The sequence below is a fragment of the Nocardioides caldifontis genome, from assembly GCF_008087345.1.
GTDB classification, from domain to species: domain Bacteria; phylum Actinomycetota; class Actinomycetes; order Propionibacteriales; family Nocardioidaceae; genus Marmoricola_A; species Marmoricola_A caldifontis.
Genome location: NZ_VHIB01000012.1, coordinates 89,574 through 116,366 on the forward strand (window position 1 = coordinate 89,574; position 26,793 = coordinate 116,366).

The 26,793-nt window shown below is 72.6% G+C and carries 25 protein-coding genes; 17 read left to right on the top strand and 8 right to left on the bottom strand.

Annotated features, from left to right (window positions below; genetic code table 11):
- Positions 1 to 43: 43 nt before the first annotated feature.
- Both rimO and pgsA read left to right on the top strand, forming a co-directional pair.
- On the top strand, positions 44 to 1,462 hold the full coding sequence (rimO, locus tag FIP57_RS18840) for a 30S ribosomal protein S12 methylthiotransferase RimO (RefSeq protein ID WP_148575148.1): 1,419 nt from the start codon (positions 44 to 46) through the stop codon (positions 1,460 to 1,462).
- The gene (pgsA, locus tag FIP57_RS18845) at positions 1,459 to 2,100 is read left to right on the top strand and encodes a CDP-diacylglycerol--glycerol-3-phosphate 3-phosphatidyltransferase (RefSeq protein ID WP_148575094.1); all 642 of its coding nucleotides are present in this window, start codon (positions 1,459 to 1,461) and stop codon (positions 2,098 to 2,100) included. The genes rimO and pgsA overlap by 4 nt, the downstream gene beginning before the upstream one ends.
- Positions 2,101 to 2,110: 10 nt before the next feature.
- On the opposite strand, the gene FIP57_RS18850 is transcribed toward pgsA, so the two are convergent.
- Complete coding sequence (locus tag FIP57_RS18850) at positions 2,111 to 3,889, bottom strand: glycoside hydrolase family 15 protein (protein WP_148575095.1); 1,779 nt, start codon at positions 3,887 to 3,889, stop codon at positions 2,111 to 2,113.
- Positions 3,890 to 3,936: 47 nt separating this feature from the next.
- Between FIP57_RS18850 and FIP57_RS18855 the strand changes: the two genes are divergently transcribed.
- Together FIP57_RS18855 and FIP57_RS18860 are read left to right on the top strand one after the other, a co-directional pair.
- Positions 3,937 to 4,497: a CinA family protein gene (locus FIP57_RS18855; protein WP_238993592.1), complete on the top strand. Its 561-nt coding sequence runs from the start codon at positions 3,937 to 3,939 to the stop codon at positions 4,495 to 4,497.
- Positions 4,498 to 4,577: 80 nt separating this feature from the next.
- On the top strand, positions 4,578 to 4,907 hold the full coding sequence (locus FIP57_RS18860; RefSeq protein WP_148575150.1) for a helix-turn-helix domain-containing protein: 330 nt from the start codon (positions 4,578 to 4,580) through the stop codon (positions 4,905 to 4,907).
- A 19-nt stretch (positions 4,908 to 4,926) separates the two neighbouring features.
- On the opposite strand, the gene FIP57_RS18865 is transcribed toward FIP57_RS18860, so the two are convergent.
- From FIP57_RS18865 to FIP57_RS18875, 3 genes are read right to left on the bottom strand one after another with little or no spacing between them, the layout of a single operon-like run.
- Positions 4,927 to 5,427 (bottom strand): DUF4190 domain-containing protein, encoded by a 501-nt coding sequence (locus tag FIP57_RS18865; RefSeq protein ID WP_148575096.1) that lies wholly within the window; start codon positions 5,425 to 5,427, stop codon positions 4,927 to 4,929.
- 39 nt (positions 5,428 to 5,466) lie between these two features.
- Positions 5,467 to 6,243, bottom strand: coding sequence for a DNA-formamidopyrimidine glycosylase family protein (locus FIP57_RS18870; RefSeq protein ID WP_148575097.1), 777 nt, complete (start codon positions 6,241 to 6,243; stop codon positions 5,467 to 5,469).
- Positions 6,236 to 10,888 carry an ATP-dependent helicase gene (locus FIP57_RS18875; RefSeq protein ID WP_238993593.1) on the bottom strand — a complete coding sequence of 1,551 codons (4,653 nt, stop codon included), beginning with the start codon at positions 10,886 to 10,888 and terminating at the stop codon, positions 6,236 to 6,238. Before FIP57_RS18875 ends, FIP57_RS18870 begins: the two co-directional genes overlap by 8 nt.
- A 145-nt stretch (positions 10,889 to 11,033) precedes the next feature.
- Here FIP57_RS18875 and FIP57_RS18880 point away from each other — a divergent pair, with 145 nt between their 5' ends.
- The 10 genes from FIP57_RS18880 (at position 11,034) to FIP57_RS18925 (ending at position 20,075) form a co-directional block, all read left to right on the top strand.
- Complete coding sequence (locus FIP57_RS18880) at positions 11,034 to 12,005, top strand: ABC transporter ATP-binding protein (protein WP_476739179.1); 972 nt, start codon at positions 11,034 to 11,036, stop codon at positions 12,003 to 12,005.
- Entirely contained in the window at positions 12,005 to 12,853 is an 849-nt protein-coding gene (locus FIP57_RS18885; protein WP_238993594.1) for an ABC transporter permease, read from the top strand. Before FIP57_RS18880 ends, FIP57_RS18885 begins: the two co-directional genes overlap by 1 nt.
- Positions 12,854 to 13,666 carry an ABC transporter permease gene (locus FIP57_RS18890; protein WP_203231344.1) on the top strand — a complete coding sequence of 271 codons (813 nt, stop codon included), beginning with the start codon at positions 12,854 to 12,856 and terminating at the stop codon, positions 13,664 to 13,666.
- 49 nt (positions 13,667 to 13,715) lie between these two features.
- On the top strand, positions 13,716 to 13,910 hold the full coding sequence (locus tag FIP57_RS18895) for a DUF3046 domain-containing protein (RefSeq protein ID WP_148575099.1): 195 nt from the start codon (positions 13,716 to 13,718) through the stop codon (positions 13,908 to 13,910).
- Positions 13,907 to 15,190 (top strand): MFS transporter, encoded by a 1,284-nt coding sequence (locus FIP57_RS18900; protein ID WP_148575100.1) that lies wholly within the window; start codon positions 13,907 to 13,909, stop codon positions 15,188 to 15,190. The genes FIP57_RS18895 and FIP57_RS18900 overlap by 4 nt, the downstream gene beginning before the upstream one ends.
- Positions 15,187 to 15,981, top strand: coding sequence for an S-methyl-5'-thioadenosine phosphorylase (locus FIP57_RS18905; RefSeq protein WP_148575101.1), 795 nt, complete (start codon positions 15,187 to 15,189; stop codon positions 15,979 to 15,981). The genes FIP57_RS18900 and FIP57_RS18905 overlap by 4 nt, the downstream gene beginning before the upstream one ends.
- A 230-nt stretch (positions 15,982 to 16,211) precedes the next feature.
- On the top strand, positions 16,212 to 17,252 hold the full coding sequence (gene recA / locus FIP57_RS18910) for a recombinase RecA (RefSeq protein ID WP_148575102.1): 1,041 nt from the start codon (positions 16,212 to 16,214) through the stop codon (positions 17,250 to 17,252).
- 16 nt (positions 17,253 to 17,268) lie between these two features.
- Complete coding sequence (locus FIP57_RS18915; RefSeq protein ID WP_148575103.1) at positions 17,269 to 17,817, top strand: regulatory protein RecX; 549 nt, start codon at positions 17,269 to 17,271, stop codon at positions 17,815 to 17,817.
- A 261-nt stretch (positions 17,818 to 18,078) separates the two neighbouring features.
- Positions 18,079 to 19,536: a ribonuclease Y gene (gene rny / locus FIP57_RS18920; protein ID WP_148575104.1), complete on the top strand. Its 1,458-nt coding sequence runs from the start codon at positions 18,079 to 18,081 to the stop codon at positions 19,534 to 19,536.
- 53 nt (positions 19,537 to 19,589) lie between these two features.
- Positions 19,590 to 20,075: a hotdog fold domain-containing protein gene (locus FIP57_RS18925; protein ID WP_148575105.1), complete on the top strand. Its 486-nt coding sequence runs from the start codon at positions 19,590 to 19,592 to the stop codon at positions 20,073 to 20,075.
- Between the two features lie 3 nt (positions 20,076 to 20,078).
- Here the strand turns inward: FIP57_RS18925 and FIP57_RS18930 are convergent, their stop codons facing one another.
- The 4 genes from FIP57_RS18930 to FIP57_RS18945 all read right to left on the bottom strand — a co-directional run bounded on the left by FIP57_RS18930 (position 20,079) and on the right by FIP57_RS18945 (position 23,384).
- Positions 20,079 to 20,966, bottom strand: a complete 888-nt coding sequence (locus FIP57_RS18930) for an amino acid ABC transporter permease (protein WP_148575106.1) — start codon at positions 20,964 to 20,966, stop codon at positions 20,079 to 20,081.
- On the bottom strand, positions 20,963 to 21,613 hold the full coding sequence (locus tag FIP57_RS18935; RefSeq protein ID WP_148575107.1) for an amino acid ABC transporter permease: 651 nt from the start codon (positions 21,611 to 21,613) through the stop codon (positions 20,963 to 20,965). The genes FIP57_RS18930 and FIP57_RS18935 overlap by 4 nt, the downstream gene beginning before the upstream one ends.
- A 65-nt stretch (positions 21,614 to 21,678) precedes the next feature.
- Entirely contained in the window at positions 21,679 to 22,563 is an 885-nt protein-coding gene (locus tag FIP57_RS18940; protein ID WP_148575108.1) for a glutamate ABC transporter substrate-binding protein, read from the bottom strand.
- Between the two features lie 50 nt (positions 22,564 to 22,613).
- Positions 22,614 to 23,384, bottom strand: a complete 771-nt coding sequence (locus FIP57_RS18945; RefSeq protein ID WP_148575109.1) for an amino acid ABC transporter ATP-binding protein — start codon at positions 23,382 to 23,384, stop codon at positions 22,614 to 22,616.
- Positions 23,385 to 23,502: 118 nt separating this feature from the next.
- On the opposite strand from FIP57_RS18945, the gene FIP57_RS18950 reads away from it, so the two are divergent.
- From FIP57_RS18950 to miaB, 3 genes are all read left to right on the top strand, one after another.
- Positions 23,503 to 24,279: an SDR family NAD(P)-dependent oxidoreductase gene (locus FIP57_RS18950; protein ID WP_148575110.1), complete on the top strand. Its 777-nt coding sequence runs from the start codon at positions 23,503 to 23,505 to the stop codon at positions 24,277 to 24,279.
- Positions 24,280 to 24,346: 67 nt separating this feature from the next.
- Positions 24,347 to 25,138: a hypothetical protein gene (locus FIP57_RS23380; RefSeq protein WP_162529862.1), complete on the top strand. Its 792-nt coding sequence runs from the start codon at positions 24,347 to 24,349 to the stop codon at positions 25,136 to 25,138.
- A 72-nt stretch (positions 25,139 to 25,210) separates the two neighbouring features.
- Positions 25,211 to 26,683 carry a tRNA (N6-isopentenyl adenosine(37)-C2)-methylthiotransferase MiaB gene (gene miaB / locus FIP57_RS18960; RefSeq protein ID WP_148575111.1) on the top strand — a complete coding sequence of 491 codons (1,473 nt, stop codon included), beginning with the start codon at positions 25,211 to 25,213 and terminating at the stop codon, positions 26,681 to 26,683.
- Positions 26,684 to 26,793: the final 110 nt, after the last annotated feature.

Genomic DNA, 26,793 nt, shown 5'->3' on the forward strand with positions numbered 1-26,793 from the left:
CGACGTCCCGACCGAGGAGCCCACCGGGCTCACCACGGTCGCCATGCTGACCCTCGGGTGCGCCCGCAACGAGGTCGACTCCGAGGAGCTCGCCGGCCGGCTCGAGGCCGAGGGGTTCCGGCTGGTCGAGGACGCGTCCGCCGCCGAGGCCGTTGTGGTCAACACCTGCGGCTTCGTCGAGGCGGCGAAGAAGGACTCCGTCGACACGCTGCTCGAGGCCGCCGACCTCAAGGAGCAGGGGGCGACGAGGGCGGTCGTCGCCGTCGGTTGCATGGCCGAGAGGTACGGCCGCGAGCTCGCCGACTCGCTCCCCGAGGCCGACGCGGTCCTGGGGTTCGACGACTACCCGGACATCGCCGACAGGCTGCGCGGCATCCTCGAGGGCCGCCCGCACGTCGCCCACGTCCCGCAGGACCGTCGCAAGCTGCTGCCGGTCAGCCCGGTGGCGCGCGGCGACGCTGCGGTCGACGTCGTCGTCCCCGGCCACACGATCGCGGCGCCCGACCTCCCGGAGGCGGTCGCGCCACGCACCGGTCCCCGCGCGGTCCGCCGGCGGCTCGACGGCGGCCCGGTCGCGCCGCTCAAGCTCGCCAGCGGCTGCGACCGACGGTGCGCGTTCTGCGCCATCCCGAGCTTCCGCGGCTCCTTCGTCTCGCGCCGCCCCAGCGACGTCCTCGGCGAGGCGCGCTGGCTGGCCGAGCAGGGGGTGAAGGAGCTCTTCCTGGTCAGCGAGAACTCCACCTCCTACGGCAAGGACCTCGGCGACCTCCGGCTGCTCGAGACGCTGCTGCCCGAGCTCGCCGCCGTCGACGGCGTGGAGCGGGTGCGGGTCTCCTACCTGCAGCCCGCCGAGACCCGGCCGGGGCTGGTGTCGGCGATCACCGGCACCGACGGCGTGGCCGACTACTTCGACCTCTCCTTCCAGCACGCGGCACCCGGCGTGCTGCGCCGGATGCGCCGCTTCGGCGACCCGGACAGCTTCCTCTCGCTCCTCGACGACATCCGCCGCCAGGCACCCGCTGCGGGGGTCCGCTCCAACGTGATCGTCGGGTTCCCCGGCGAGACCGAGGAGGAGCTGGAGACGCTCTGCTCGTTCCTGGAGGCCGGCCGGCTCGACGTCACCGGTGTCTTCGGCTACTCCGACGAGGACGGCACCGAGGCCGCGTCGTACGACGGGAAGCTGGACGCCGAGGAGATCCGCGCCCGCGTGGAGCACGTCGTCTCGCTGGTCGAGGAGCTCACCGCCCAGCGCGCCGAGGACCGCGTCGGCGAGCATGTCCGGGTGCTCGTCGAGCAGGTCGAGGGGCCGACCGCCGAGGGGCGGGCCGAGCACCAGGGGCCCGAGGTCGACGGCACGACGACGCTCATCGGGTACGACGAACCGGTGGCCGTCGGTGAGATGGTGGACGCCGTCGTCGTCGACTGCGAAGGAGCGGACCTGGTGGCGGAGGTGACCTCATGAGCGACAGCACCAGCGGCGGCACGACCCCCACCAGCACGCAGGCCAAGCCCAGCAACTGGAACGTCCCGAACGCGCTGACCACGCTGCGGATCCTGATGGTGCCGTTCTTCGCGTGGGCGCTGCTGGTCGACGACGGGGAGTCCGCGGGCTGGCGGTGGGTGGCCTACGGGATCTTCGCGCTGGCGATGCTCACCGACAAGATCGACGGCGACCTCGCCCGCAAGCACAACCTCATCACCGACTTCGGCAAGATCGCGGACCCGATCGCGGACAAGGCGCTGACCGGCATGGCCTTCGTCGGGCTCTCGCTCATAGGCGAGCTGTGGTGGGCCGTCACCGTGGTCGTGCTGGTCCGCGAATGGGGGATCACCGTCATGCGGCTGGTGCAGGCGCGGCAGGGGATCGTCCTCCCGGCCGGCCGTGGCGGCAAGCTGAAGACGATGGTGCAGACCCTGGCGCTCGGGACACTGATCGCGCCGGTGCAGCAGTTCACCGGATCCTGGGAACCGATCGGCACCGGGCTCTGGTGGATCGCGATGGCGCTGATGGCGGTCGCCGTCGCGCTCACGGTGGTGACCGGGCTGGAGTACGCCCGCGACACCGTCCGTGCCGGCCGCGAGCGCCGCGCCCCGCGCTGAGACCGCTCCTTCAGCGCATCCGCGCCTCGGCGACGTCGACCGCGGCGTTGACGAGCGCGAGGTGGGAGAACGCCTGCGGGAAGTTCCCGACGTGGTGGCCGGTCCGGGGGTCGTGCTCCTCGGCGAGCAGCCCGACGTCGTTGGTCAGCGACATCAGCCGGGTGAGCAGCTTCTCGGCGTCGTCGACGCGACCGGCCGCGGCGTAGGCGGAGACCAGCCAGAACGAGCAGGCCAGGAACGGGTTCTCCGATCCCGTCAGCCCGTCGACCCCGGTCTGGGTGCGGTAGCGGAGCAGCAGCCCCTCGTGCATCAGGTCCTCCTCGACCGCCGCGATCGTCCCGAGCATCAGCGGGTCGTCGCCCTCGACGAAGCCGAGCGTGGGGAGGACCAGCAGCGACGCGTCGACCTCGGTGGTGTCGTAGTGCTGGGTGAAGGTGCCCCGCCGCCGGTCGACACCCCGGTCGAGCACCTCGGCGCGCACCCGTTCGCGCAGCTCCCGCCACCGCTCGACCGGCCCCTCGTGGCCGTGCTCCTCCACGGCACGCACGGCGCGGTCGAAGGCCACCCACACCATCACCCGCGAGTGGGTGAAGTGGCGCTGTGGGCCGCGGACCTCCCAGAGCCCGTTGTCGGGCTGGTCCCAGTGCTCGGCGAGCTCCTCGACCAGGACCCGCTGGAGCGCCCAGGACTCGTGGTCATCGTCGATGTTGCGCTGCCTCGCCAGGTGCAGCGCGGCCATCACCTCGCCGAGGACGTCGGTCTGCCGCTGGTGAACGGCGCCGTTCCCGATCCGGACCGGGCGTGAGTCGGCGTACCCCGGGAGATGGTCGAGGGTGCGCTCGGGCAGCTCGCGGCCGCCGTCGACGGTGTACATGATCTGGAGGTCGTGCGGGTCGCCCGCGACCGCCCGCAGCAGCCAGTTGCGCCAGAGCCGGGTCTCGCGCCGGTAGCCGCACCGGAGCAGCGCCTCGAGGGTGAGCGAGGCGTCGCGGAGCCAGCAGTAGCGGTAGTCCCAGTTGCGCTCGCCGCCCACGTCCTCGGGCAGCGACGTCGTCGGGGCGGCGACGATCCCGCCGGTGCCGCCGTGGGTGAGCATCCGCAGCGTCACCAGCGAGCGGACCACCTGGGTGCGGAACGGGCCGTCGTAGTCGCAGTGGTCGGCCCACTCCTGCATCGTCCGGCAGGTGCTGTCGATGCGGGAGCCACGGTCGAGGAAGTTTGGCAGCCCGCGGTGCGAGGCCTGCCAGGTCGTGGAGAAGGTCATCACCTCGCCGGCCTCGATCTCGAACTCGTCGACGTGGTGGCCGTCGTCGGGACGGGGGAGCCGCGGGCCGCGGAGGACCAGCCGGTCCGGACCGGCGACGGCCATGATCACCTCGTGGCCGTCGTGGTGGTGGCGGGTCACCCACGGCTTGATGCGGCCGTAGCCGAACCGCACCGTCCACTCGTGGCGCACCCGGCAGCTGCCCTCGAGCCCCTCGATCCGGCGGACCACGTCGGCGCGCTGGTCCGCGAGCGGCATCACGTCGGTGATCCGGAACGAGCCGGTCGGGGTGGTCCACGTCGTCTCGAGCAACGCGGTGTCGCCGACGTAGCGCCGGCTGCTGGTCGCCTCCTGCGCCGGCCCCAGCAGCCACCGGCCGTGCTCGCGCGTCCCGAGGAGCGCCGCGAAGCAGGCGTGCGAGTCGAACCGGGGCAGGCAGAGCCAGTCGATCGACCCGTCTGAGCCCACGAGGGCCGCGGTGCCGGTGTCGCCGATGAGCGCGTACTCCTCGATGGGCAGGGCCATGGCCCGACCGTAGCGGTGCTCCGGTCGCCGGGCCCTACGATCGCGGCGTGCCCGATCCCGCCACCTCCGACCCGGCCACCCTCGACCCGGCCCGCGCCCTTCCCGCCGCCGCCCGGGTGCTCGCCCTCGCCGAGGAGCGCGGGCTGACCCTGGCCACCGCCGAGTCGCTGACCGGAGGTGGCGTCGGCGCGGTCGTCACCTCGGTGCCCGGCGCCAGCAGGGTGTACGTCGGAGGGGTGGTCGCGTACGCCGGCCGGGTCAAGGTCGAGCTCCTCGGGGTCCCGCCGGAGGTCGTCGAGGAGCACGGCGTGGTCTCCGAGCCGTGCGCCCGGGCGATGGCCGAGGGGGTGTGCCGACTCCTGGGCGCCGACATCGGGGTGGCCACGACCGGGGTCGCCGGCCCCGACCCCCAGGAGGGGAAGGCCGCGGGCACGGTGCACGTCGCGGTGGCCGTCCCCGGGGGGACGCATGCCCGGTTGCTGCGCCTCGACGGTGACCGCTCCGCCGTACGGACGGGGACGGCGCGGGGCGTCCTCGAGCTCGCCGCCGAGGTGCTCGCCGGCGCGCCGGTCGAACCGGACGCCGACTCGATGGTGGATAACCGCTGAGGAAGTTTGAGCCGCGCGATAGCGTTTCCCTACTCCAGGCCGCTGTGCGAGTCGGTGGCGAGACAGAGAGGGGCGTGACCATGGTGCTGTTCCGGCGCCTTCTCGGCGACGTCCTCCGCTCGCACCGGATGCGGCAGGGCCGCACGCTCCGCCAGCTGAGCGGCGACGCCCGGGTGAGCCTCGGCTACATGTCGGAGATCGAGCGGGGTCAGAAGGAGGCGTCCAGCGAGCTGCTGGCCTCGATCTGCTCGGCCCTCGACGTGCCGCTGTCGGAGATCCTCTCCGAGGTGGCCGACGCGGTCGCCCTCGAGGAGGCCGCGATGGCGGTCCGGCTCGAGACCGTCGAGCTCGGCAGCGTGCCGATCGCCACCGAGGACCCGCGGGGCGACGTGGTCGCCTCCGCCGCCTGATCCTCCGGGCTCAGCCCTCTCAGTAGCAGAGCTCGTAGTTCGGGTCGTCGACCTCCGCGATGTCGACGTCGTCGCAGATGTCGTCGCGGACCGCGTCGAACCACTCGGCGCCCAGCCACACCACCGCGATCACGAAGAAGTAGACGACCAGCCACACGAGCGTGCCGATCACGCCGGTGATGATGCCGCCGAGGGCGAGCCCGTCGCCGCCGACCCGGCCGTCGGACTCGCGGATCTCGCGGCGTGCCTTGATGCCGAGGATGATCGCCGGGATGCCAGTGAAGAGGCCGCAGAGCACCAGCGAGGCGATGCCGAGCACCAGCGAGGTGGTAGCCCGGCCGCTGCTGGGTGGCGACGGCGGCGGGGTGTAGACCGGAGGAGCGGGCGGGTAGCCGCCGTAGGGAGGCTGGCCGGGCTGGCCCGGTGCCGGCGGGTAGCTCGGCGGTCCCCACTGGCCGGGGGGCGGCGTCGACCCTCCCTGAGGCTCGTCCGGTCCCGGTGGGGGCGGCGGGTAGCTCATGGCTCTCCTTCGGCTGGGGTCGGACGGCAGTCTGTCAGGTCAGGACCGCTCCGGCTGGCAGCGTGGGCACCAGAACGCCTCGCGCCCGCCGAGCTCCGCCTCGACGATCCGGGTCCCGCACCGGCGGCACGGACGGCGCGCGCGCATGTAGACCCAGTGCTGCTCCCCGCGGCGGGTGTTGCCGGTGGTCGTCTGCGCCACCCGCTCCTTGTTGGTCTCCAGCACCTGCTTGGCGCGGCGCACCAGCCGGGGGAGCGTGGTCACCTCGCCGACCGGGGTCGTGGGGTGGATCCCGGTGATGAAGAGCAGCTCGGCCTTGTACATGTTGCCGATCCCCGCCAGGTTGCGCTGGTCCAGCAGCGCCTCGCCGATCGGGCGCCGAGGGTCGGCGGTCAGCCGCCGCAGCGCCTCCTCCTCGTCCCAGTCCGGCCCGAGGAGGTCCGGGCCGAGGTGGCCGACGACGCCGTCCTCGTCCTGACGGGCGACGACCTCGGTGATCCCGAGGGCGAACCCGACCGCGGTCCAGCTCTCGGTGCGGAGCACGACCCTGGCCTCGTGCGCCGGACGCCGCCACCGGGTGCCGTGCTTGTAGAGGTGCCAGGACCCCTCCATCTTCAGGTGGGTGTGGAGCGTGTGGTCGTCACCGATGCGGGTGAGCAGGTGCTTGCCGCGCGAGACCGTGCCGACCACCGGACGGCCCGACAAGTCGAGGGTGGCGTGCGCCGGCACCCGGAAGTCCGTCTCGGTCAGCACCTGACCGGTGAGGGCCCGGTCGAGGTGGTGCGCGGTGCGCCAGACGGTGTCCCCCTCAGGCACGGAGCCTCAGCCCCCTCGGCGTCACGACGAAGCCTGCCGACTCGAGGGCCTGGCGGAGCGGGTCCTGCCGGCCGAGGATGTGGGCGCCGTCGGCCCGCTCCACGGTCAGCCGGCCGAGGGCACCGCGCCGCACGGCGGCGGCGAGGTCGGTGACCGCCGCGGTGAGGACGTCGACGTCGTCGGAGAAGGTCAGCAGCGTGCGGCCACCGCGCTCGACGTAGACGACGAGCTCGCCGTCGACGAGCACGACCAGGGCTCCCGCCTTGCGCCCGGGGCGATGGCCCGCACCTCCCTCGCCGGTCGGATCGGTCGGCCGCTCGGGCCAGGGCAGCGCGGCGCCGTACGGGTTCGCCGGGTCCGTCGCCGCCAGCGTCAGCGGCTGGCGCTTGGACCCCGCCTCCGCTGCGTCGCCGGAGAGGTCGCGGGAGAACGAGCGGAGCCGGTCGACCGCGCCCGGGGCGCCGAATTGGGCCGCGCCCAGCCCTGCGACGAAGTAGCCGCGTCGGCACCGGCCCGAGTCCTCGAACGCCGAGAGCACCTTGTAGACGCCGGCGAACCCGCCGGGTACCCGCTCGGAGGCCACCGCGCCCCGGGTCACGACGCCGTGCCGCTCCAGCAGGGCCTCGGCCGCGGCGTGCGCCCGCCGCGTGGGGTCGGGCTCGAGGTCGGGCAGCACCGACCACCGTCCCGCTGCCGTCGGCGGACCGCCGCGCGCCGGGAGGGACGGGCGGGAGCCGAGCCGGGCGCGCGGCGGGGGTCGCCTCGTGCGGTGCGCCGCGCGGCCGCCGGAGACCAGCGTCCGCAGCGGCGCGAGGGTGTCGTTGGTGATCCGGCCGGCCCACACCAGGTCCCACAGCGCCTGCTCGGTCGCCTTGTCGTCGGTGGAGCCGACCGCGTCGGAGAGCTGGCGGAAGAAGTAGCCACCGCCCGAGGCGAGGGTGGAGAGCACCGCCTCGTGGAGCGGCGTCTCGTCGACCACCCCGTGGTCCGGCAACGTCAGGTGCGCGGAGTCCGCGAGGTGGAGGGACACCCAGCCGTCGGAGCCCGGCAGCGTGCCGTGGCCCGCCCACACCACCTCCCCGGTGGCGGTGAGCTCGTCGAGCATCGTCGGCGAGTAGTCGACCACCCGGGCAGCGAGGACCAGCGGCTCGAGGGCGCTCGCCGGCACCGCGCACCCGGCCAGCTGCTCGACGACGGCGAGGACGCCGTCGACCCCGCGCAACCCGCTGCGCCGCGACCGGGGCTGCCGGGGCCGTCCGCCCTGGCCGTCGAGCGCCGGCTCCTCGCCGGTCGGAGCGAGGTTCTGCCAGGCGGGGAGAAAGCGGCCCAGCGTCGACGGCTCGACCGGCTCCACCTCCTTGCGGAGCGCGGCCAGGCTGCGCCGCCGCAGCCGGCGGAGCACCTCGGCGTCGCACCACTCCGAGCCGCTGCCCGCCGGCCGGAACTCGCCCTCGAGCACCCGGCCCTGCGCGGCCAGCCGGACGAGGGTCTGGTGCGCCACCGCGACCCCCAGGCCGAGCCGCCCCGCGACGTCGGCGGCGGTGAACGGCCCGTGGGTCCGGGCGTGGCGGGCGACGAGGTCGGCGAGCGGGTCGTCGACCGGCTCGGTGAACGCCTCCGGCGTGCCCGGCGGGACCGGGACGCCCAGCCCGTCTCGGAGCCGGGGGACGTCCTCGACCGCGGCCCACCGCTCGGTGCCGGCCACCCGCACCTGCACGACACGACGGGCGTCACGGAGCAGCTCGAGCCACCCCGCGGAGTCGGCGCCCTCGGATCGGGCGGCGACCTCCTCGGTCGACAGGGGGCCGAGCAGCCGGAGCAGGTCGGCCACCCCCTCGGCGTCGCGTGCCTTGCGGTCGTCGGTGAGCCGCTGCAGCTCCGCCTCGAGCTCCACCAGCACCTGCGGGTCGAGGAGCTCGCGGAGCTCGGCGCGGCCGAGGAGCTCGGCGAGCAGCCCCTGGTCGAGCGACAGTGCGGCGGCCCGTCGCTCGGCGAGGGGGTTGTCGCCCTCGTACATGAACGCCGCGACGTAGCCGAAGAGCAGCGAGCGGGCGAACGGCGACGGCTGCTCGGTGGCGACCTCGGCGACCCTGACCCTGCGGCTGCTGAGGTCCCGCATCAGCCCGACGAGCGCCGGCACGTCGTACACGTCCTGGAGGCACTCGCGGACCGCTTCGAGGACGATCGGGAACGACGGGTACTTCGAGGCGACCGACAGCAGCTGCGCCGAGCGCTGCCGCTGCTGCCACAGAGGTGAGCGCCGGCCGGGGTTGCGCCGGGGAAGCAGCAGCGCGCGGGCCGCGCACTCCCGGAACCGGGAGGCGAACAGTGCCGAGCCGCCGACCTCGGTGGTGACCAGCTCCTCGATCTCGTCGGGCTCGAAGAGCAGCACCTCCGCCCCCGGAGGCTCCTGGTCGGTCTCCGGGACCCGCAGCACGATGCCGTCGTCGGAAGGCAGCGCCTGGGCGTCGATGCCGTAGCGCTCGGCGAGGCGGGTGCCGATCGCCAGCGCCCACGGGGCGTGCACCTGGGCACCGAACGGCGAGTGGAGCACCAGCCGCCAGTCGCCGAGCTCGTCGCGGAACCGCTCGACCAGCACCGTGCGGTCGGTGGGCAGCAGCCGGGTCGCCTCGCGCTGCTCCTCCAGGAACGCGACGAGGTTCTCCGCCGCCCACTCGTCGAGCCCGGCGTCGCGGCACCGCAGCACCGCCGCGTCGTGGTCGAGCGCGCCGAGCTCGCGGGTGAACGCACCGATCGCCGCCCCGAGCTCGGCCGGGCGCCCCAGCTGGTCGCCCTTCCAGAACGGCAGCCGCCCCGGCTGCCCGGGCGCGGGCGAGACCAGGACGCGGTCGTGGGTGATGTCCTCGATCCGCCAGCTGCTGGCGCCGAGCGCGAAGACGTCGCCGACCCGCGACTCGTAGACCATCTCCTCGTCGAGCTCGCCCACCCGTGAGGCCTTCTCGCCGACGAGGAAGACACCGAAGAGCCCGCGGTCGGGGATCGTGCCGCCGCTGGTGACCGCGAGCCGCTGCGCACCCGGTCGTCCGGTGAGCGTGCCGGTCACGCGGTCCCAGACCACCCGGGGCCGGAGCTCGGCGAACTCGTCGCTGGGGTAGCGGCCGCTGAGCAGGTCGAGGGTCGCGTCGAAGGCGCTGCGCGGCAGGGAGGTGTACGGCGCAGCCCGGCGCACGACCTCGAAGAGCTCGTCGACCCGCCACTCGTCGACGGCCGTCGCGGCGACCACCTGCTGGGCCAGCACGTCGAGCGGGTTGGCCGGGACCCGCAACGCCTCGATCGCCCCGACCCGCATCCGCTCCACCGCGACCGCGGTGTGCACGAGGTCGGCACGGTGCTTGGGCAGCAGGACACCGCGGGAGACCTCGCCCACCTGGTGGCCCGCGCGCCCGACCCGCTGGAGCGCGGAGGCGACGCTCGGCGGCGACTCGATCTGGACGACGAGGTCGACGGCGCCCATGTCGATGCCGAGCTCCAGGCTGGACGTCGCCACCACGCAGGGGAGCCGGCCGCGCTTGAGGTCGTCCTCGATGATCGCCCGCTGCTCCTTGGAGACCGAGCCGTGGTGGGCCTTCGCGATCACCGGTGCGGCGCCCTCGGCCCGCCCGGACTGGGCCATGATCTCGGCGGGGCTGCCGCGGCCCGGCTGGTGGTCGGTCGCTGCTTCCTCCCCGAGCCCGGCGCGCTCGGCGGCGATCTCGTTGAGCCGGGCGGTGAGCCGCTCGGCGAGGCGGCGAGAGTTGGCGAAGACGATCGTGGAGCGGTGCTGCTCCACCAGGTCGACGACCCGCTCCTCGACGTAGGGCCAGATCGAGGCGCGCCGCTCCTCGCCGGCCGCGGAGCCCTCGAGCTCGAGGCCCCCGGTGGAGCCGAGCTCGCCCATGTCCTCGACCGGGACGACGACCTGGAGGTCCCACTCCTTCTGCGACGCAGGGGCAACGACCTCGACGGGGTGGGAGCCGCCGAGGAACCGCGCGACTTCCTCGATGGGGCGCACGGTGGCGGAGAGCCCGATCCGCTGCGCCGGCTCGTCGAGCAGCACGTCGAGCCGCTCCAGGGTCAACGCGAGGTGGGCGCCCCGCTTGGTGCCGGCGACCGCGTGGACCTCGTCGACGATCACCGTCTCGACGCCGCGCAGCGACTCGCGCGCCTGTGAGGTGAGCATGAGGAAGAGCGACTCGGGGGTCGTGATCAGGATGTCCGGCGGGCTGGTGGACAGGGCCCGGCGCTCGTTGGCCGGGGTGTCACCCGAACGCACCCCGACGGTGATGTCGGGCTCGGGCAGCCCGAGCCGCGCCGCGGTGTGCCGGATCCCGGTCAGGGGAGCCCGGAGGTTGCGCTCGACGTCGACGGCCAGGGCCTTGAGCGGCGAGACGTAGAGGACCCGGCACCGCCGGCGCTTGTCCTCCGGGAGCGGCGTGGTGGCGAGCCGGTCGAGCGACCACAGGAACGCGCTGAGAGTCTTGCCGGAGCCGGTCGGCGCGACCACCAGCGCGTTGCGGCCACCGCTGATCGCGGTCCATGCCCCGACCTGCGCGGGGGTGGGCTCGGCGAAGGCGGTCTCGAACCACGTGCGGCTGGCCTCGCCGAACCCGCTCCACAGGCGCCCCTCCGGGCGTGCGTCGTCCACCCGTTCATCCTGTCCTACGGCACCGACAGTTCAACGAGCTCGGATCCACCGGGAACGTGGGGGTCAGGTGCCGGGGGTCAGGTGCCGGTGGTCGTCACGGAAACCGCGATGAGTCCTGTCGGTCCTCCGCGTTATGTTCGGCAGCGTGTCAGCCCCCTCCTCGGAACGAGCTCCCGACGTCGACGCCCAGGCCCCGCCGACGATGGTGGTCGCCCGCGGGCTGCGGAAGAGCTTCGGCTCCTTCGAGGCGGTGCGCGGCATCGACGTGGAGGTGCGGCGGGGGGAGGCCTTCGGCTTCCTCGGGCCGAACGGCGCCGGCAAGTCCTCGACGATGCGGATGGTCGCGGCGGTCTCGCCGCCGTCCGGCGGCGAGCTCCGGGTCCTCGATCTCGACCCCGCGCAGCACGGCTCGGCGATCCGCGGCCGGCTCGGGGTCTGCCCGCAGGAGGACACCCTCGACACCGAGCTGACCGTGCGGGAGAACCTCCTCATCTACGGCCGCTACTTCGGGATCCCGCGCCGCGAGGTCGCCCGGCGTGCCGACGAGCTCCTCGGCTTCTTCCAGCTGGGCGAGAAGCGGGACGCCAAGGTCGAGGACCTCTCCGGCGGCATGAAGCGCCGGCTGACGATCGCCCGGTCGCTCATCAACGACCCCGAGCTGCTGCTCCTCGACGAGCCGACGACGGGGCTCGACCCGCAGGCACGCCACCTGCTGTGGGACAAGCTGTTCCGGCTCAAGCAGCAGGGGGTGACGCTGGTCCTCACCACCCACTACATGGACGAGGCCGAGCAGCTCTGCGACCGGCTCGTGGTGATGGACGGCGGCCTCATCGTGGCCGAGGGGTCGCCCTTGCAGCTGATCCGTGAGCACGCCACCCGCGAGGTCGCCGAGCTCCGCTTCCCGGTGGGGGAGCACACCGCGCTCGCCGACCGCGTCGCCGACCTGGCCGAGCGGGTGGAGGTGCTGCCCGACCGGCTGCTGCTCTACACCCACGACGGCGAGGAGGCGCTGGCGCGGGTCCACGAGCGCGGCCTCGCCCCGGTCGCGGTGCTCTCCCGACGGGCCACGCTGGAGGACGTGTTCCTGCGGCTGACCGGCCGGACGCTGGTGGACTGATGAGCGACCCGACGGAACGCGTCGCGGGACGAGCCCCGCTCGACACCGCGACGCCCGAGGTCGTGGAGCCCGGCGTCGCGGCCATGCTCGGGCGCCAGCTCGACTACTGGTGGACCGTCTTCCGCCGCACCTGGAAGGGCTCGGTCGTCAGCTACTTTCTCCAGCCGTGGCTTTACATCGCGGCGATGGGGCTCCTCCTCGGCGGCTACATCGACGACGCGTCCTCCGGGGTGGGCGGGGCGCCGACGTACCTCGACTTCATCGCGCCCGGGCTGCTCGCCGCGACCGCCATGCAGGTCGCGACCGGCGAGGTGATGTGGCCGGTGATGGGCGCGCTCAAGTGGGACAAGACCTACTACGGGATGATCGCCACGCCGCTGCGCGTCGTCGACATCGTCGCCGGCCACCTGGCGTTCGCGATGTTCCGGGTCGCCTCGGCCGCGGTGGTGTTCGTCCTGGCGCTGGCGGTGATCGGCATCTTCTCCTCGCCGCTCGGCCTGCTCGCGTCGCTGGGCAGCGCCCTCCTGGTCGGGCTCGCCTTCGCCACACCGGTCTACGCGTTCAGCGCAGGGGCCCGCAGCGAGCAGGGGTTCGCGCTGATCTACCGGCTCGGCGTGATGCCGATGTTCCTGTTCTCGGGTGCGTTCTTCCCGGTGTCGAACCTCTCCGAGCCGCTGGAGTGGATGGCCCGGCTGACCCCGCTGTGGCACGGCGTCGAGCTGTGCCGGATGGGCTCGCTCGAGACCTGGGACAGCACCGCGGTCGTCCACGTCACCTACCTCCTCGTGCTCGCGGCGCTCGGCTGCTGGTTCGCAGTCCGCCGGCTCCGCTCCAGGTTGGTGGTCTGAGTGGCGGTCAGCGGCACCACCCTCGCGCGCAGCGGTGCGGCGGCCGAACGGCGCCACGGCGGCCCGCCGGCCCTGCTGCACCGCAACTTCACGGTGTTCAAGCGCGGTTGGGTCTTCTTCCTCACCGGCTTCCTGGAGCCGGTGCTCTACCTGTTCTCGATCGGTGTGGGCGTCGGCGCCCTCGTCGGGGGGTTCACGCTGCACGGACAAGAAGTCGACTACACCGACTTCGTCGCTCCCGCGATGCTCGCCACCGCCGCGATGAACGGCGCGGTCATGGACTCCACCTACAACGTCTTCTTCAAGCTCCGCTTCCAGAAGACGTACGACGCGGTGCTCGCCACCCCGATGGGGCCGCGCGACGTGGCGGCGGGAGAGGTCGGCTGGGCGGTCCTGCGCGGCGGCGTCTACTCCGCGGGGTTCCTGCTGGTGATGCTCGCGATGGGGCTGGTCAGCTCGTGGTGGGGGCTGCTCGCGCTCCCCGCCGCGGTGCTGGTCGGGTTCGCGTTCGCCGGTGCCGGGATGGCGCTGACGACGTTCATGAAGTCCTGGCAGCACTTCGAGTACATCCAGCTCGCGCTCATCCCGATGTTCCTGTTCTCCGCGACCTTCTTCCCGGTCACGACGTACGACGGTGCGCTGCGGTGGGTCGTCGAGGCGACGCCGTTGTACCGCGGGGTGGTGCTGGTGCGGGAGCTCTGCACCGGGCTCGTCACGGTCGAGTCGGCGGTCTCGGTGGTCTACCTGCTGCTGATGGGTGCGGCGGGCACGATGCTCGCGGCGCGGCGGTTGGGCAGGTTGCTGCTCACGTGAACCGACGACGGACAGGCGCGACGACGCGAGAGGAGGGGAGCAGGCAGCGGTGAGGCACACGGAGTTCTGGGCCCGGATGGAGGCCGCGCTCGGGAAGGGGTACGCCCCGGTCTGGGCGCGCCAGCACGTGCTCGGCGAGCTGGAGGGGCGGACGGTCGACGAGGCGCTGGCGCAGGGCGAGCAGCCCAAGCGCATCTGGCGGGCCGTCGCGGAGGCGCTGTCCCTGCCGGAGTCGCAGCGGTGAGCACGGCGGCGGAGGGATCCGTCCGCGGCCCGGAGGTCAGGGCGGCGCAGCGGCACACCGTCGGCGTGCTCGTGGCGTCGCAGGCGCTCGGCGGGCTCGGCCTGACCATCGGCATCGCGGTCGCCGCCGTCCTCGCCGAGGAGGTCTCCGGCAGCGAGGCGCTCGCCGGGCTCGTGCAGACCGCGCAGGTGCTCGGCGCGGCGGTCGCGGCGCTGCTGCTCGCCCGGGTGATGGGGTCCCGGGGCCGGCGGCCGGGGCTGGCGCTCGGCTACGTGCTCGGGGCCGCCGGCGCTGCGGTCCTGGTGCTCGGTGGTGCCGTGGAGTCGTTCTGGCTGCTGCTGGTCGGTGCGGTGCTGCTGGGCGCGGTGACCGCGACGAACCTGCAGTCCCGCTACGCCGCGGCCGACCTCGCGACCCCCGAGACCCGGGCGCGCGACCTCTCGGTCGTGGTCTGGGCGACCACGGTCGGCGCGGTGCTCGGCCCGAACCTCGTCGGCCCGGCGGGCCGGCTCGCGGACCGTTTGGGGCTGCCCGAGCTCACCGGCCCCTTCCTGGTCTCGGTCGTGGTCGTCCTGGTCGCCGCCCTGGTCCTCGCGCTGCTGCTCCGCCCCGACCCGCTGCTGCTGGCGCGCGAGGTGGCGGCCGCCGGCCAGCCGGCTGCTCCTCCGCCGCCGCGAGCCCGTGGCGTGGTGCTGCTGCGCTCGCACCCCGGCATCAGCGGCTCGGTGCTGGCGATGTCGGCCGCACACGCGGTGATGGTCGCGGTGATGGTGATGACGCCCCTGCACATGCACCACGGCGGCGCGGAGCTCGAGGTGATCGGGCTGGTCGTCAGCATCCACGTCCTCGGGATGTACTTCTTCTCCCCGCTGGTCGGGCTCCTCGCCGACCGGGCCGGCCGGGCCGTCGTGCTCGTCGTCGGCGCCGGGGTCCTGTGGGTGTCGCTGGCGGTCAGCGGCTCGTCGCCGGCCGGTGCCTCGACCCAGATCGGGGTGGGGCTCTTCCTCCTCGGGCTCGGCTGGTCGTTCTGCACCGTCGCCGCCGCCGCCCTGCTCACCGAGTCCGCGCCCCTCGAGGTCCGCACCGACGCCCAGGGCGCGGCCGACCTGGTGATGAACGTCGCCGCCGCGGCGGCCGGGCTCCTCGGCGGGCTGGTCGTCGAGTGGTGGGGGTTCGTCGCGCTCAACGGGTTCGCCGCCGTGCTGGTCGCCGGCGTGGTGCTCGCCGCCGTCGTGGCTCGCCGGGAGCCCACCGCGGGAGCCCCTAGCGTGTCCGCATGACCACCCTCGGCGTGATCGGCGGCAGCGGCTTCTACACCTTCCTCGACGACGTCGAGGAGCTCGCCGTCGAGACCCCCTACGGACGGCCCTCCGCGCCGGTCGTGGTCGGCGCCGTCGGGGACCGCCGGGTGGCCTTCCTGCCGCGCCACGGGCCCGGCCACGCCTACCCTCCGCACCTGATCAACTACCGGGCCAACCTCTGGGCGCTCGGCGCCGTCGGGGTGCGCCAGGTCGTGGCGCCGTGCGCGGTCGGCGGGCTGAGGTCCGAGCTCGGCCCGGGGACGCTGGTCGTGCCGGACCAGCTCGTCGACCGGACCTCGGGGCGGGTGCAGAGCTACGTCGAGCGCGGAGCCGTGCACGCCACCTTCGCCGACCCCTACTGCCCCCGGCTCCGCGAGACGCTGCTGCGTTCCTCGGGAGCGGTGGACGGCGGCACGATGGTGGTCGTCGAGGGGCCGCGGTTCTCCACCCGCGCCGAGTCCCGGTGGTACGCCGCCCAGGGCTGGGACCTCGTCAACATGACCGGCCACCCCGAGGCCGTCCTCGCCCGGGAGCTCGGGATCTGCTACGCCACGCTGGCGCTGGTGACCGACCTCGACGCGGGGGTGGACGCGACCGAGTCGGTGGACCAGCAGACGGTGTTCGCGCTCTTCGAGAAGAACCTCGAGCGGCTCAAAGCGATCCTCGTCGACGTGGTGGCGACCGCCGACGAGCCAGGCGGCTGCGGCTGCCACGACTGGCAGCAGGGGCTGGCCCTGCCGTTCCTGCCGCCACCGGTGGCGTCACCGTGAGAGTGCCCCTGACCGGCTGGGTCACCCGGCCGGATGCGAGCCGCCCCGCGTGTCGGGGCGGGTCGAACAGGTGTTCGGGCTAAGGTTCCCTGTGTGTCCACCGCCCGGCAACCCCGGCGGTTCTCCCCAGGCCGACGGTCTTCACGGAAACTGTCGGTGGGGGTTCCTAGGGTCGGCGGAGCAGGGGTCGACACGGGCCCAGAGGCGACGAGAAGGACGGGACAGCACCCATGGCAGGTGGAGATCGTGACAAGGCGCTCGACGTAGCGCTGGCCAGCATCGAGAAGCAGTTCGGCAAGGGCTCCGTCATGCGGCTGGGGGAGGAGACCCGGGCGCCGCTGTCGGTCATCCCGACCGGCGCGATCGCCCTCGACGTCGCGCTGGGGGTCGGCGGGCTGCCCCGCGGCCGGGTCGTCGAGATCTACGGTCCCGAGTCCTCCGGAAAGACGACGGTCGCGCTCCACGCGGTCGCCAACGCGCAGGCCGCCGGCGGGATCGTGGCGTTCATCGACGCCGAGCACGCGCTCGACCCGGAGTACGCCAAGGCCCTCGGCGTCGACACCGACGCGCTCCTGGTCTCCCAGCCCGACTCCGGTGAGCAGGCGCTCGAGATCGCGGACATGCTGATCCGCTCCGGCGCGCTCGACCTGATCGTCATCGACTCCGTGGCCGCCCTCGTGCCGCGTGCGGAGATCGAGGGCGAGATGGGCGACAGCCACGTCGGGCTCCAGGCGCGGCTGATGAGCCAGGCGCTGCGGAAGATGACCGGTGCGCTGAACAACTCCGGCACGACCGCGATCTTCATCAACCAGCTGCGCGAGAAGATCGGCGTGATGTTCGGCAGCCCGGAGACCACCACCGGTGGTCGGGCGCTGAAGTTCTACGCCTCGGTCCGGCTCGACGTCCGGCGCATCGAGACGCTCAAGGACGGCCAGGAGATGGTCGGCAACCGCACCCGGTGCAAGGTCGTGAAGAACAAGGTCGCCCCGCCGTTCAAGCAGGCGGAGTTCGACATCATGTACGGCCAGGGCATCAGCCGCGAGGGCGGGCTCATCGACGTCGGTGTCGAGGCAGGGCTGATCCGCAAGGCCGGCGCCTGGTACACCTACGACGGCGACCAGCTGGGCCAGGGCAAGGAGAACGCCCGCGCGTTCCTCCGCGACAACCCGGACCTGGCCGACGAGCTCGAGAAGAAGATCCTCGAGAAGCTCGGGGTCGGTCCCCAGCTGACCGACGAGGTGCCGCAGGAGCCCGTCAACGTCCAGTTCTGAGGTGGGCGGTCACCCGATGACCTTCCCACGCCCCGCGCCACCGCCCCCGGACGACGAGGAGGCCCTCGGCCCCCCGGAGGACCACGAGGCGGTGGCGCGGAAGATCCTGCTCGACCAGCTGACCGGGCAGGCGCGGAGCCGTGCCGAGCTGGCGACGAAGCTCGCCCGCAAGAAGGTCCCGTCCGACATCGCCGAGCGGCTCCTCGACCGGTTCGAGGAGGTCGGGCTGATCGACGACGAGGCGTTCGCCCGGGAGTGGGTCCAGAGCCGCCAGGCCGGCCGCGGGCTCGCGCGTCGGGCGCTCAAGGTCGAGCTGCGGCGCAAGGGGGTCGACCCGCAGGTGGTCGACGACGTCGTCGAAGAGGTCGACCCGGACGACGAGCTCGAGGCGGCCCGCCGGCTGGTGCGCCGCAAGCTGCCGTCGCTGCAGCGCCACGACGAGGTGACCGTGGTCCGCCGGCTGACCGGGATGCTCGGCCGCAAGGGGTACTCCTCCGGGGTCGCGTTCCGCGTCGTCCGGGAGGAGATCGCCGGCGCCGCGGAGCTGCTCGACGCCGCCGAGTGACTCGAGCCCGTCACACGGCTGGGGGTCGCGGGGCGACCTTGATCACCGTCGTCGTCGCGCCTACTGTCGAAAGCGAAGCACCCCCGGCCGGCCGCAAGGCCGGCCGACTGAACTCGACATGAACTCTCCGGGGCGGCGTGCCGCACCGGAGACCGCGCGAACAACAGCTCGACCTGCGTCGACGACACCCGGGTGTCGCCGGTGCCGGCGTGCGCCGGTCCGCAGGAGGAGCCGTAGAGGCGCCTGACCGCAGGAGCCGCCATGCCCGTCACCGACCCGACAGCGTCACCTGACCAGGCTGCCCGGCTTGCGGTCCCGGCCGCGACCGGCGTCGACCTGACCGTCGTCGTGGTCGGTCTCGTCGTCCTGCTGCCGCTGCTCTGCCTCGGCGTCCTGCTGCTCTCGCGCCACCTCGCCACCCGGCGTGAGGAGGAGCTCCACCGCGACCTGCAGGAGCAGCGGCTCGACATCGAGCGGCGCGAGCACCGGCTCGCCGAGCGCGAGGCCCGGCTCGACGCCGAGGTCGCTGCGCTCGGGGAGCGGCTCCGCGTGGTGGAGGGCGCCGAGGAGGAGCGGCGCCGGCTCCTCGAGCACACCGCGCTGCTCACCGCCGAGGAGGCGCGCGCGGAGCTGATGGCCTCCATCGAGCACGAGGCCCGGCTCCAGGCCGCCCTGACCGCCCGGGAGATCGAGAAGGCGGCCACCGAGGAGGCGGAGACCAAGGCCCGCCGGATCATCACCGGCGTGGTCCAGCGGCTCGCCTCCGAGCAGACCGTCGAGTCCTCGGTCTCGGTCGTCCAGCTCCCGAGCGACGACATGAAGGGGCGGATCATCGGCCGCGAGGGGCGCAACATCCGCGCCTTCGAGCAGATCACCGGCGTCAACGTCGTCATCGACGACACCCCGGGCGCGGTCGTGCTCAGCTGCTTCGACCCGGTGCGCCGCGAGGTCGGGCGGGTCACCCTCGAGGCGCTGGTCGCCGACGGTCGGATCCACCCGAGCCGGATCGAGGAGGTGCACCGCCGCGCCGAGGACCAGGTCGAGGAGCTCTGTCGGCGGGCCGGCGAGGACGCCTGCCTCGAGATGGGGATCAGCGACCTCCACCCCGAGCTGGTGCTCACGATGGGACGGCTCAACTACCGCACGTCGTACGGGCAGAACGTGCTCCGCCACCTCGTCGAGTCCGGCCACATCGCCGGGATGCTCGCCTCGGAGCTCGGGCTCGACCGCACCCTGTGCGTGCGCGCCGCGTTCCTCCACGACATCGGCAAGGCGTTGACCCACGAGGCGGAGGGCTCGCACGCGATCGTCGGCGCCGAGCTGGCCCGGAAGCACGGTGAGTCCGAGGACGTCGCGCACGCCATCGAGGCCCACCACAACGAGGTGGAGCCGCGCACCGTCGAGGCGGTGCTGACCCAGGCGGCCGACGCGATCAGCGGGGCCCGTCCGGGCGCGAGGCGCGAGGCGCTCGACGCCTACCTCCACCGGCTGCACCGGCTCGAGGAGATCGCGATGGCCAAGCCCGGCGTGGAGAAGGTGTTCGCGATGCAGGCCGGCCGCGACGTCCGGGTGATGGTGAAGCCGGAAGAGGTCGACGACCTCGGCGCCCAGATGCTCGCCCGCGACATCGCCAAGGAGGTCGAGGCCGAGCTGACCTACCCCGGGCAGATCAAGGTGACCGTCGTGCGCGAGAGCCGGGCGACCGAGGTGGCGCGCTGAGCGGTGACCGCATGGGGGGTTGCGCAGACGTTACCGGCGAGTAGCATCAGCGCATGCCCCGCGTCCTCGACCTCTGGAACCGCACCTCCGCCCTCCCGCAGGGAAGGCGGGTCTTCTCGCTCGCCTTCGCGCGCAAGGCGCCCTACTTCGGATCGGTCCGGCCGACCTTCATCGAGCTCCGGCCCAACTACGCCGAGCTGGAGATCAAGAAGCGGCGCAGCGTCCAGAACCACATCGGCACCCTGCATGCGATCGCCCTGTGCAACGGGCTCGAGGCGGCGATGGGCGCCCTGGCCGAGGTGACGATCCCGTCAAACAAGCGGTGGATCCCCAAGGGGATGGAGGTCAGCTACACCGCCAAGGCCGACAGCGACGTGCGGTGCATCGCCGAGACCGACCCCGAGCAGTGGGAGAGCGACGACCCTGACCTGCACGTGCGGGTCAAGGGGGTCCGCAAGGACGGCACCGTGGTCATCGAGGGCACCATCCGGCTCTGGGTGACCGAGAAGCCCGCAAAGGCGGCGCAGCCGGCCGGCTGACGGTCAGGCCCCGGCGGTCACCTCGGCCTCGGCCGCCTCGGGCCGGAAGCCGCTGCGGCTGACCCGCCGCTCGGTCCACACCGCGAGCCGGCTGAGTGCGTAGTTGATGACGATGAACATCAGTCCGACCACGGTGAGCACCTGGATCGGGTTGTCGAGGTTCTGGGCGATCAGGTTCGCGCGGCGCAGCGTCTCGAGGTAGAGCCCGAGCACCGCGGCGAGCGAGGTGTCCTTCAGCACCACGACCAGCTGGCTGATCAGCGCCGGGAGCATCGTGCGGAACGCCTGGGGCAGCAGGACGGTGCTCATCACCTGTCCCTCGGTCATCCCGACGGCGCGGGCGGCCTCGCCCTGGCCCCGCGGGAGCGACAGCACGCCGGCGCGGATGATCTCGGCGATGATCACCGAGTTGTAGAGCGTCAGGCCGATGACGAGGTACCAGAGCCCGTCCTCACCAGGCAGCGGCCCGACGTTGATCGGCGTCTCGGGGAGCACCTGCCACACGAAGAAGATCGTGATCACCACCGGCAGGCCGCGGAGCAGCTCGATGACGCCGACGACCGGCATCCGCGACCACCGGCCGAGCCGGAGCCGCAGGGTGCCGAGCAGGGTCCCGACCACGAGCGAGAGCACGATCGCCAGGACGGCGGAGATCAGCGTCGCCTGGAGCCCCCTGCCGAGCAGTCGCCACACGTCGCGGAACGACTCGTTGCCGGGGTCGATGAGCGGACCCCACAGCTCCATGTCGAACTGGCCCTCCTGGGCGAGCTTGCGCACGGCGAGCCCGATCACTCCCAGCAGGAGCAGCCCGGCCACGACGGTGCCGACCAGGGCGCGGCGGCGGGCGCGGGGTCCCGGCTCGTCGTACAGCACGTTCTCGGGACGGCTCATCGGACGATCGCCACCTTCCGCTCGAGCAGCGCGAGGATCGCCCCGGCAGGCAGCGTGATCAGCAGGTAGAAGACGGCCACCCCGGTGAGCACCGGCAGCGCGTCGTATCCCTGGGCGTTGGCGAGCCCCTTGCCGACGCTGAACAGGTCCTGGCCGACACCGAACGCGCCGACCACGGCGGCGTTCTTGAACATCGCGATCAGCACGCTGCCCAGCGGCGGGATCGAGGTGCGGAACGCCTGCGGGAGCACCACCTGGCCCAGCGACTGGGTGAAGGTGAGCCCGATCGCCCGGGCCGCCTCCGCCTGGCCGGCGGACACGGCATTGATGCCGGAGCGGAGCGCCTCGCAGACGAACGGCGAGGTGTAGACGATCAGGGCGGAGACGCCGAAGACGTAGTAGCTGCGGTTGATGCCGAGCTCGGGGAAGCCGAAGGCGAAGAAGAACAGCACCACCGTGAGCGGGCAGTTGCGGATCACCGTCACCCACGCGGTGCCGAACCACCGCAGCGACGGGATCGGCGAGACCCGGAACGCCGCGATGAGCGTGCCGAGGGCGAGCGAGCCGACCAGCCCCCACAGGCAGATGCCGAGGGAGCGGAGGAACCCGGACCAGTACAGGTCCAGGTTGTCGAGCACCGGGTCCACGCCACTCCCTTCGTCAGGTGGTGCGGCCGGCCCGCCGTGGCTGCGGGCCGGCCGTCACGGAACGGTCAGGTGCAGGGGTCGGGCTCGGGGAGCTCCGGCCGCTCGGTGCCCTCGATCTGGCCCGCGGTGCTGTCCCACGCCTCGAGGTAGGCGTCCTCGTTCTCCTGCAGCGTCTGGTTGATGAACTCGCAGAACTCGACGTCACCCTTCTTGATGCCGATGCCGTAGGGCTCCTCAGTGAACTGCTCGCCCACGAGCTTGAACTCGCCGTCGGACTCGGAGACGAAGCCGGCCAGGATCACGTTGTCCGTCGTCACGACCTGCACCTGGTTGTCCTCCATCGCGTCCGCGCACTTGTCGTAGACGTCGAAGAGGACGAGCTGGTCGGCGTTGGCGAGGTACTGCTTGATGTTCTCCGCCGGCGTCGACCCGGTGACGGAGCAGACCTTCTGGTCAGGGTTGGCCTTGAGGTCGTCCGGCCCGGTGATGGTGTCGTTGTCGGACTGGACCATCAGCATCTGGCCGGCGTTGTAGTAGGGCCCGGCGAAGCTGATCCGCTGCTTCCGCTCGTCGTTGATCGTGTAGGTCGCGACGACGAAGTCGACGGTGCCGTCCTCGATCAGCTGCTCGCGGAGCTCGGAGGGGCTCTCCTCCCAGTCGATGTCGTCCTCGGCGATGCCGAGCGCGCCGGCGATGATCTTGGCGACCTCGACGTCGAACCCTTCCGGCTCGTCACCGAGCCCCAGCAGCCCGAAGCCGGGCTGGTCGAACTTCGTACCGATGGTCACGGTGCCGGCCTCGGCCAGCTCCGCCATCGTGGTGCCCGACTCGAACTCAGGGTTCTCCTCGACGGTGGCCGGAGAGTCACCGCCGTCGTCGTCGCCGCACGCTGCCAGCGAGAGCGCCAGCGTCGCCCCTGCGAGGGCGGCCATCGTTCTCTTCATCCGCATGACTTCTCCTTTGGTTCTCTCACCGTCCCGAGCGGGTCTCGAGAAGGGCGTCAGTGCTTGAGGATCTTGCCGAGGAAGTCCTTGGCCCGGTCCGACTGCGGCCGGGTGAAGAAGGTCTCGGGGTCGTTCTCCTCGACCACCTGGCCGTCGGCCATGAAGACCACCCGGTTGGCGGCCTCGCGCGCGAACCCCATCTCGTGGGTGACGACGATCATCGTCATGCCGCCCTCGGCGAGCTCGACCATCACGTCGAGCACCTCGGCGATCATCTCCGGGTCGAGCGCGGAGGTCGGCTCGTCGAAGAGCATCACCTTCGGCTCCATCGCCAGCGCCCTCGCGATCGCCACGCGCTGCTGCTGGCCGCCGGAGAGCTGGGCGGGGTACTTCGCCGCCTGGTGCGCGACGCCGACCCGGTCGAGGAGCTCCTTGGCGCGCCGCTCGGCGTCGGCCTGCTTCTGCTTGCGGACCTTGATCGGGCCGAGCGTGACGTTCTCGAGGATCGTCTTGTGGGCGAACAGGTTGAAGGACTGGAAGACCATCCCGACCTCGGCCCGCAGCCGCGCGAGCTCCTTGCCCTCCTGGGGGAGCGGCTGGCCGTCGAGGCTGATCGTGCCCTTGTCGATCGTCTCGAGCCGGTTGATCGCCCGGCACAGCGTCGACTTGCCCGAGCCGGAGGGGCCGATGACGACGACCACCTCTCCCCGGTTCACCGTGAGGTTGATGTCGCGGAGCACGTGGAGCTGACCGAACCACTTGTCGACGTGGTCGAGGACCACGAGGGGCTGGCCGATCGCGGCCCGGGTCTCACCGGCGCTGGTCATACCTTCGGAACCTAGTGGGCCAGGCAGGTCGTGCCTATGGTCCCGCAGGCGGTTCGGCGTGCCGTGTCCGAATCGTTGTGAGCGCGGCCTCGGGGCGACCGGCCGGTAACGTCTCGCCATGGACATCACGGGAGCGGCTGCGGTCGTCACGGGCGGGGCCTCGGGGATCGGCGCGGCGACGGTGCGCATGCTGGCCGCGCGGGGCGCGAAGGTGGTCGTCGCGGACCTCAACGAGGCCGCCGGGGTCGCGCTCGCGCGGGAGGTCGGCGGCTCCTTCGTGAAGGTGGACGTGACCAGCACCGAGGACCTCGTCGCGGCGGTCGACGAGGCGGAGTCGCTCGGTCCGGTCCGGGTGCTGGTCAACAGCGCCGGCATCGGGTGGGCGCAGCGCACGGTCGGCAGGGACGGCAGGTACGCCTCGGCCGCCGACCTCGACGCATTCAAGCGGGTGGTCGCGATCAACTTGGTCGGCACCTACGACGCCATCCGGCTCGCCGCCACGGCGATGTCGCGGACCGAGCCGCTCGACACGGGGGAGCGGGGTGCGATCGTCAACCTGTCCTCGGTCGCGGCGTTCGACGGCCAGATCGGCCAGGCGGCGTACTCAGCGTCGAAGGGTGGCGTGGTGGGGATGACCCTGCCGGTGGCGCGTGACCTCGCCGCGATCGGCGTACGGGTCAACACGGTCGCGCCCGGCCTCGTCGACACCCCGATCTACGGCGAGGGCGAGGCCAGCGAGGCGTTCAAGGCCAACCTCGCGCAGGGCGTGCTGTTCCCCAAGCGGCTCGGGGGGCCGAGCGAGATCGCCTCGATGATCGTCGAGGCGGTCACGAACAGCTATCTCAACGCCGAGACGATCCGCGTCGACGGAGGGATCCGGATGCAGCCGAAGTGATGTTCGCCCGGGTTTGCGTGCCGGAGGCGTCGGGCACCTGAGGACCAGTAGACGAAAAGGAGCACTTGTGTCCAGGAAGATCGTCGGAGGACTCTTCGGGAAGGCGGCCGGAGCCGCCAAGAACCCTGTCGGTACGGCGGGGCAGGCGCTCGGCCTCGCGAAGACCGCCGTCTCCACGGGGGTCACGGTGGCCGAGGGAGTGGCGCACGTCGCGGCCGACAAGCTGCGGGCGCGACAGGGCAAGGGCGCGGCGCCCGTGGAGGTGACCCCGGACACGACCGGCACTGCCCAGGAGCCGGTGCCACAGGAGCGCGCCGGTGGCGAGGAGGCCACCCCGGCCAAGAAGGCCCCCGCCGCGAAGAAGGCAGCGAAGAAGGCACCGGCCGCCAAGAAGGCAGGCAGCGGGCCGACGAAGAAGGGCGCCCCCGCCAAGAAGGCCGCGAAGAAGGCCGCTCCGCCGGAGCCCCAGGTCGTGCTCGCCGAGCCGGCTCCGCCGGAGGAGCCGCCGGTCGACATCGTCGAGCAGGTGCTGGCGGCCGAGGGCGACGAGGCTCCGGTGGGCGGCCACGCCACGGAGCCGAAGGCGGCCTCCCGCGACGAGTCGCACGGCGACGCGGCGATGCAGCGGGCGGAGTTCGACGAGATCGCCGAGGAGCAGGCCGAGGCGCTGCCGGGCGGCGACCTCGACGTCGAGACCCCGGTCGGCACGACCGGAGCCGACGTCGGCCAGAACCCCGACACCGCCGAGGCGGACCTGCAGCAGCCCGCGACCGAGCCGCTCGTTGACCCGTCGACGACCAAGGCGGTCAAGGCCGAGAGCGACACCGGCACCAAGGCAGCGCGCACCCGCAAGCGCTGACGCACGCCTCACGCCCGCGGCCCGGTCGTCCCACGACCGGGCCGCGGCGCGTCCACGTACCCTGGTGCGGTCATGAACAGCGCACGCACGTACGAGGTCCGCACCTACGGGTGCCAGATGAACGTCCACGACTCCGAGCGGCTCACCGGGCTCCTCGAGGACGCGGGCTACGTCGCGGCACCGGAGGGTGAGCAGGCCGACGTCGTCGTCCTCAACACCTGCGCGGTCCGCGAGAACGCCGACAACCGGCTCTACGGCAACCTCGGCCACCTCGCGCCGGTCAAGGCGAAGCGGCCCGGCATGCAGATCGCGGTCGGTGGCTGCCTGGCCCAGAAGGACCGCGGAGAGATCACGCGCAAGGCGCCCTGGGTCGACGTCGTGTTCGGCACCCACAACATCGGCTCGCTGCCGACGCTGCTCGAGCGGGCCCGCGTCCAGCAGGAGGCCCAGGTCGAGATCCTCGAGTCGCTCGAAGTCTTCCCGTCGACGCTGCCCACACGCCGGGAGTCGGCGTACGCCGCCTGGGTCTCGGTGTCGGTGGGGTGCAACAACACCTGCACGTTCTGCATCGTGCCGTCGCTGCGCGGCAAGGAGAAGGACCGCCGTCCGGGCGACGTGCTCGCCGAGATCCGGGCGCTCGTCGGCGAGGGGGTCAGCGAGGTCACGCTGCTGGGGCAGAACGTCAACGCGTACGGCGTGGAGTTCGGTGACCGTCAGGCGTTCAGCAAGCTGCTGCGGGCCTGCGGCGAGATCGAGGGGCTCGAACGAGTCCGGTTCACCAGCCCGCACCCGGCGGAGTTCACCGACGACGTGATCGCCGCGATGGCCGAGACGCCCAACGTGATGCCGCAGCTCCACATGCCGCTGCAGTCCGGCTCGGACCGGGTCCTGCGGGCGATGCGCCGCTCGTACCGGCAGTCGAAGTACCTCGGCATCATCGAGCGGGTGCGCGCCGCCATCCCGGACGCCGCGATCAGCACCGACATCATCGTCGGGTTCCCTGGCGAGACCGAGGAGGACTTCCTCGAGACGATGAAAGTCGTCGAGCGGGCGCGGTTCGCGGGGGCATACACGTTCCAGTACTCGAAGCGCCCCGGCACCCCGGCTGCCGTCCTCGCGGACCAGGTGCCCAAGGCGGTCGTGCAGGAGCGGTACGAGCGGCTCGTCGCGCTGGTCAACGACATCGCCTGGGAGGAGAACCAGGCGCTCGTCGGGCGGCGCGTGGAGCTGATGGTCGCCGAGGGCGAGGGACGCAAGGACGCCGCGACGCACCGGATGACCGGCCGCGCGCCCGACAACCGGCTCGTGCACTTCGACGGCACCACCGCCCCGGGGGTGCGCCCGGGCGACATGGTGGAGGTCGAGGTCACCTACGCCGCGCCGCATCACCTGGTCTCGGACGCGCCCGTGCTCTCCGTGCGCCGGACTCGGTCGGGTGACGCGTGGGAGGCCCGGAACACGTCCTCGAAGCCGTCGGGCGTGCTGCTCGGGCTGCCGACCGTCGGCGCGCCGGCCCCACTCGCCCCCGCCCCCGCCTGCGGCTGAAGGAACTTCCGGCGCGCGTAGTCGGTGTCGAACTGCCCCTCGTGGCGCGCGTCAGAGGTGTCGAGCCGCCCTTCGTGGCGCACGTGGCTGGTGTTGAGCCGCCCTTCGTG

Bases quoted from the DNA above. Each gene is read 5' to 3' on its own strand.
- rimO (WP_148575148.1), top strand. From the start codon at position 44: ATGCTGACCCTCGGGTGCGCCCGCAACGAGGTCGACTCCGAGGAGCTC.
- pgsA (WP_148575094.1), top strand. From the start codon at position 1,459: ATGAGCGACAGCACCAGCGGCGGCACGACCCCCACCAGCACGCAGGCC.
- FIP57_RS18850 (WP_148575095.1), bottom strand. From the start codon at position 3,889: ATGGCCCTGCCCATCGAGGAGTACGCGCTCATCGGCGACACCGGCACC.
- FIP57_RS18860 (WP_148575150.1), top strand. From the start codon at position 4,578: ATGGTGCTGTTCCGGCGCCTTCTCGGCGACGTCCTCCGCTCGCACCGG.
- FIP57_RS18865 (WP_148575096.1), bottom strand. From the start codon at position 5,427: ATGAGCTACCCGCCGCCCCCACCGGGACCGGACGAGCCTCAGGGAGGG.
- FIP57_RS18885 (WP_238993594.1), top strand. From the start codon at position 12,005: ATGAGCGACCCGACGGAACGCGTCGCGGGACGAGCCCCGCTCGACACC.
- FIP57_RS18905 (WP_148575101.1), top strand. From the start codon at position 15,187: ATGACCACCCTCGGCGTGATCGGCGGCAGCGGCTTCTACACCTTCCTC.
- recA (WP_148575102.1), top strand. From the start codon at position 16,212: ATGGCAGGTGGAGATCGTGACAAGGCGCTCGACGTAGCGCTGGCCAGC.
- FIP57_RS18915 (WP_148575103.1), top strand. From the start codon at position 17,269: ATGACCTTCCCACGCCCCGCGCCACCGCCCCCGGACGACGAGGAGGCC.
- rny (WP_148575104.1), top strand. From the start codon at position 18,079: ATGCCCGTCACCGACCCGACAGCGTCACCTGACCAGGCTGCCCGGCTT.
- FIP57_RS18925 (WP_148575105.1), top strand. From the start codon at position 19,590: ATGCCCCGCGTCCTCGACCTCTGGAACCGCACCTCCGCCCTCCCGCAG.
- FIP57_RS18930 (WP_148575106.1), bottom strand. From the start codon at position 20,966: ATGAGCCGTCCCGAGAACGTGCTGTACGACGAGCCGGGACCCCGCGCC.
- FIP57_RS18940 (WP_148575108.1), bottom strand. From the start codon at position 22,563: ATGCGGATGAAGAGAACGATGGCCGCCCTCGCAGGGGCGACGCTGGCG.
- FIP57_RS18945 (WP_148575109.1), bottom strand. From the start codon at position 23,384: ATGACCAGCGCCGGTGAGACCCGGGCCGCGATCGGCCAGCCCCTCGTG.
- FIP57_RS18950 (WP_148575110.1), top strand. From the start codon at position 23,503: ATGGACATCACGGGAGCGGCTGCGGTCGTCACGGGCGGGGCCTCGGGG.
- miaB (WP_148575111.1), top strand. From the start codon at position 25,211: ATGAACAGCGCACGCACGTACGAGGTCCGCACCTACGGGTGCCAGATG.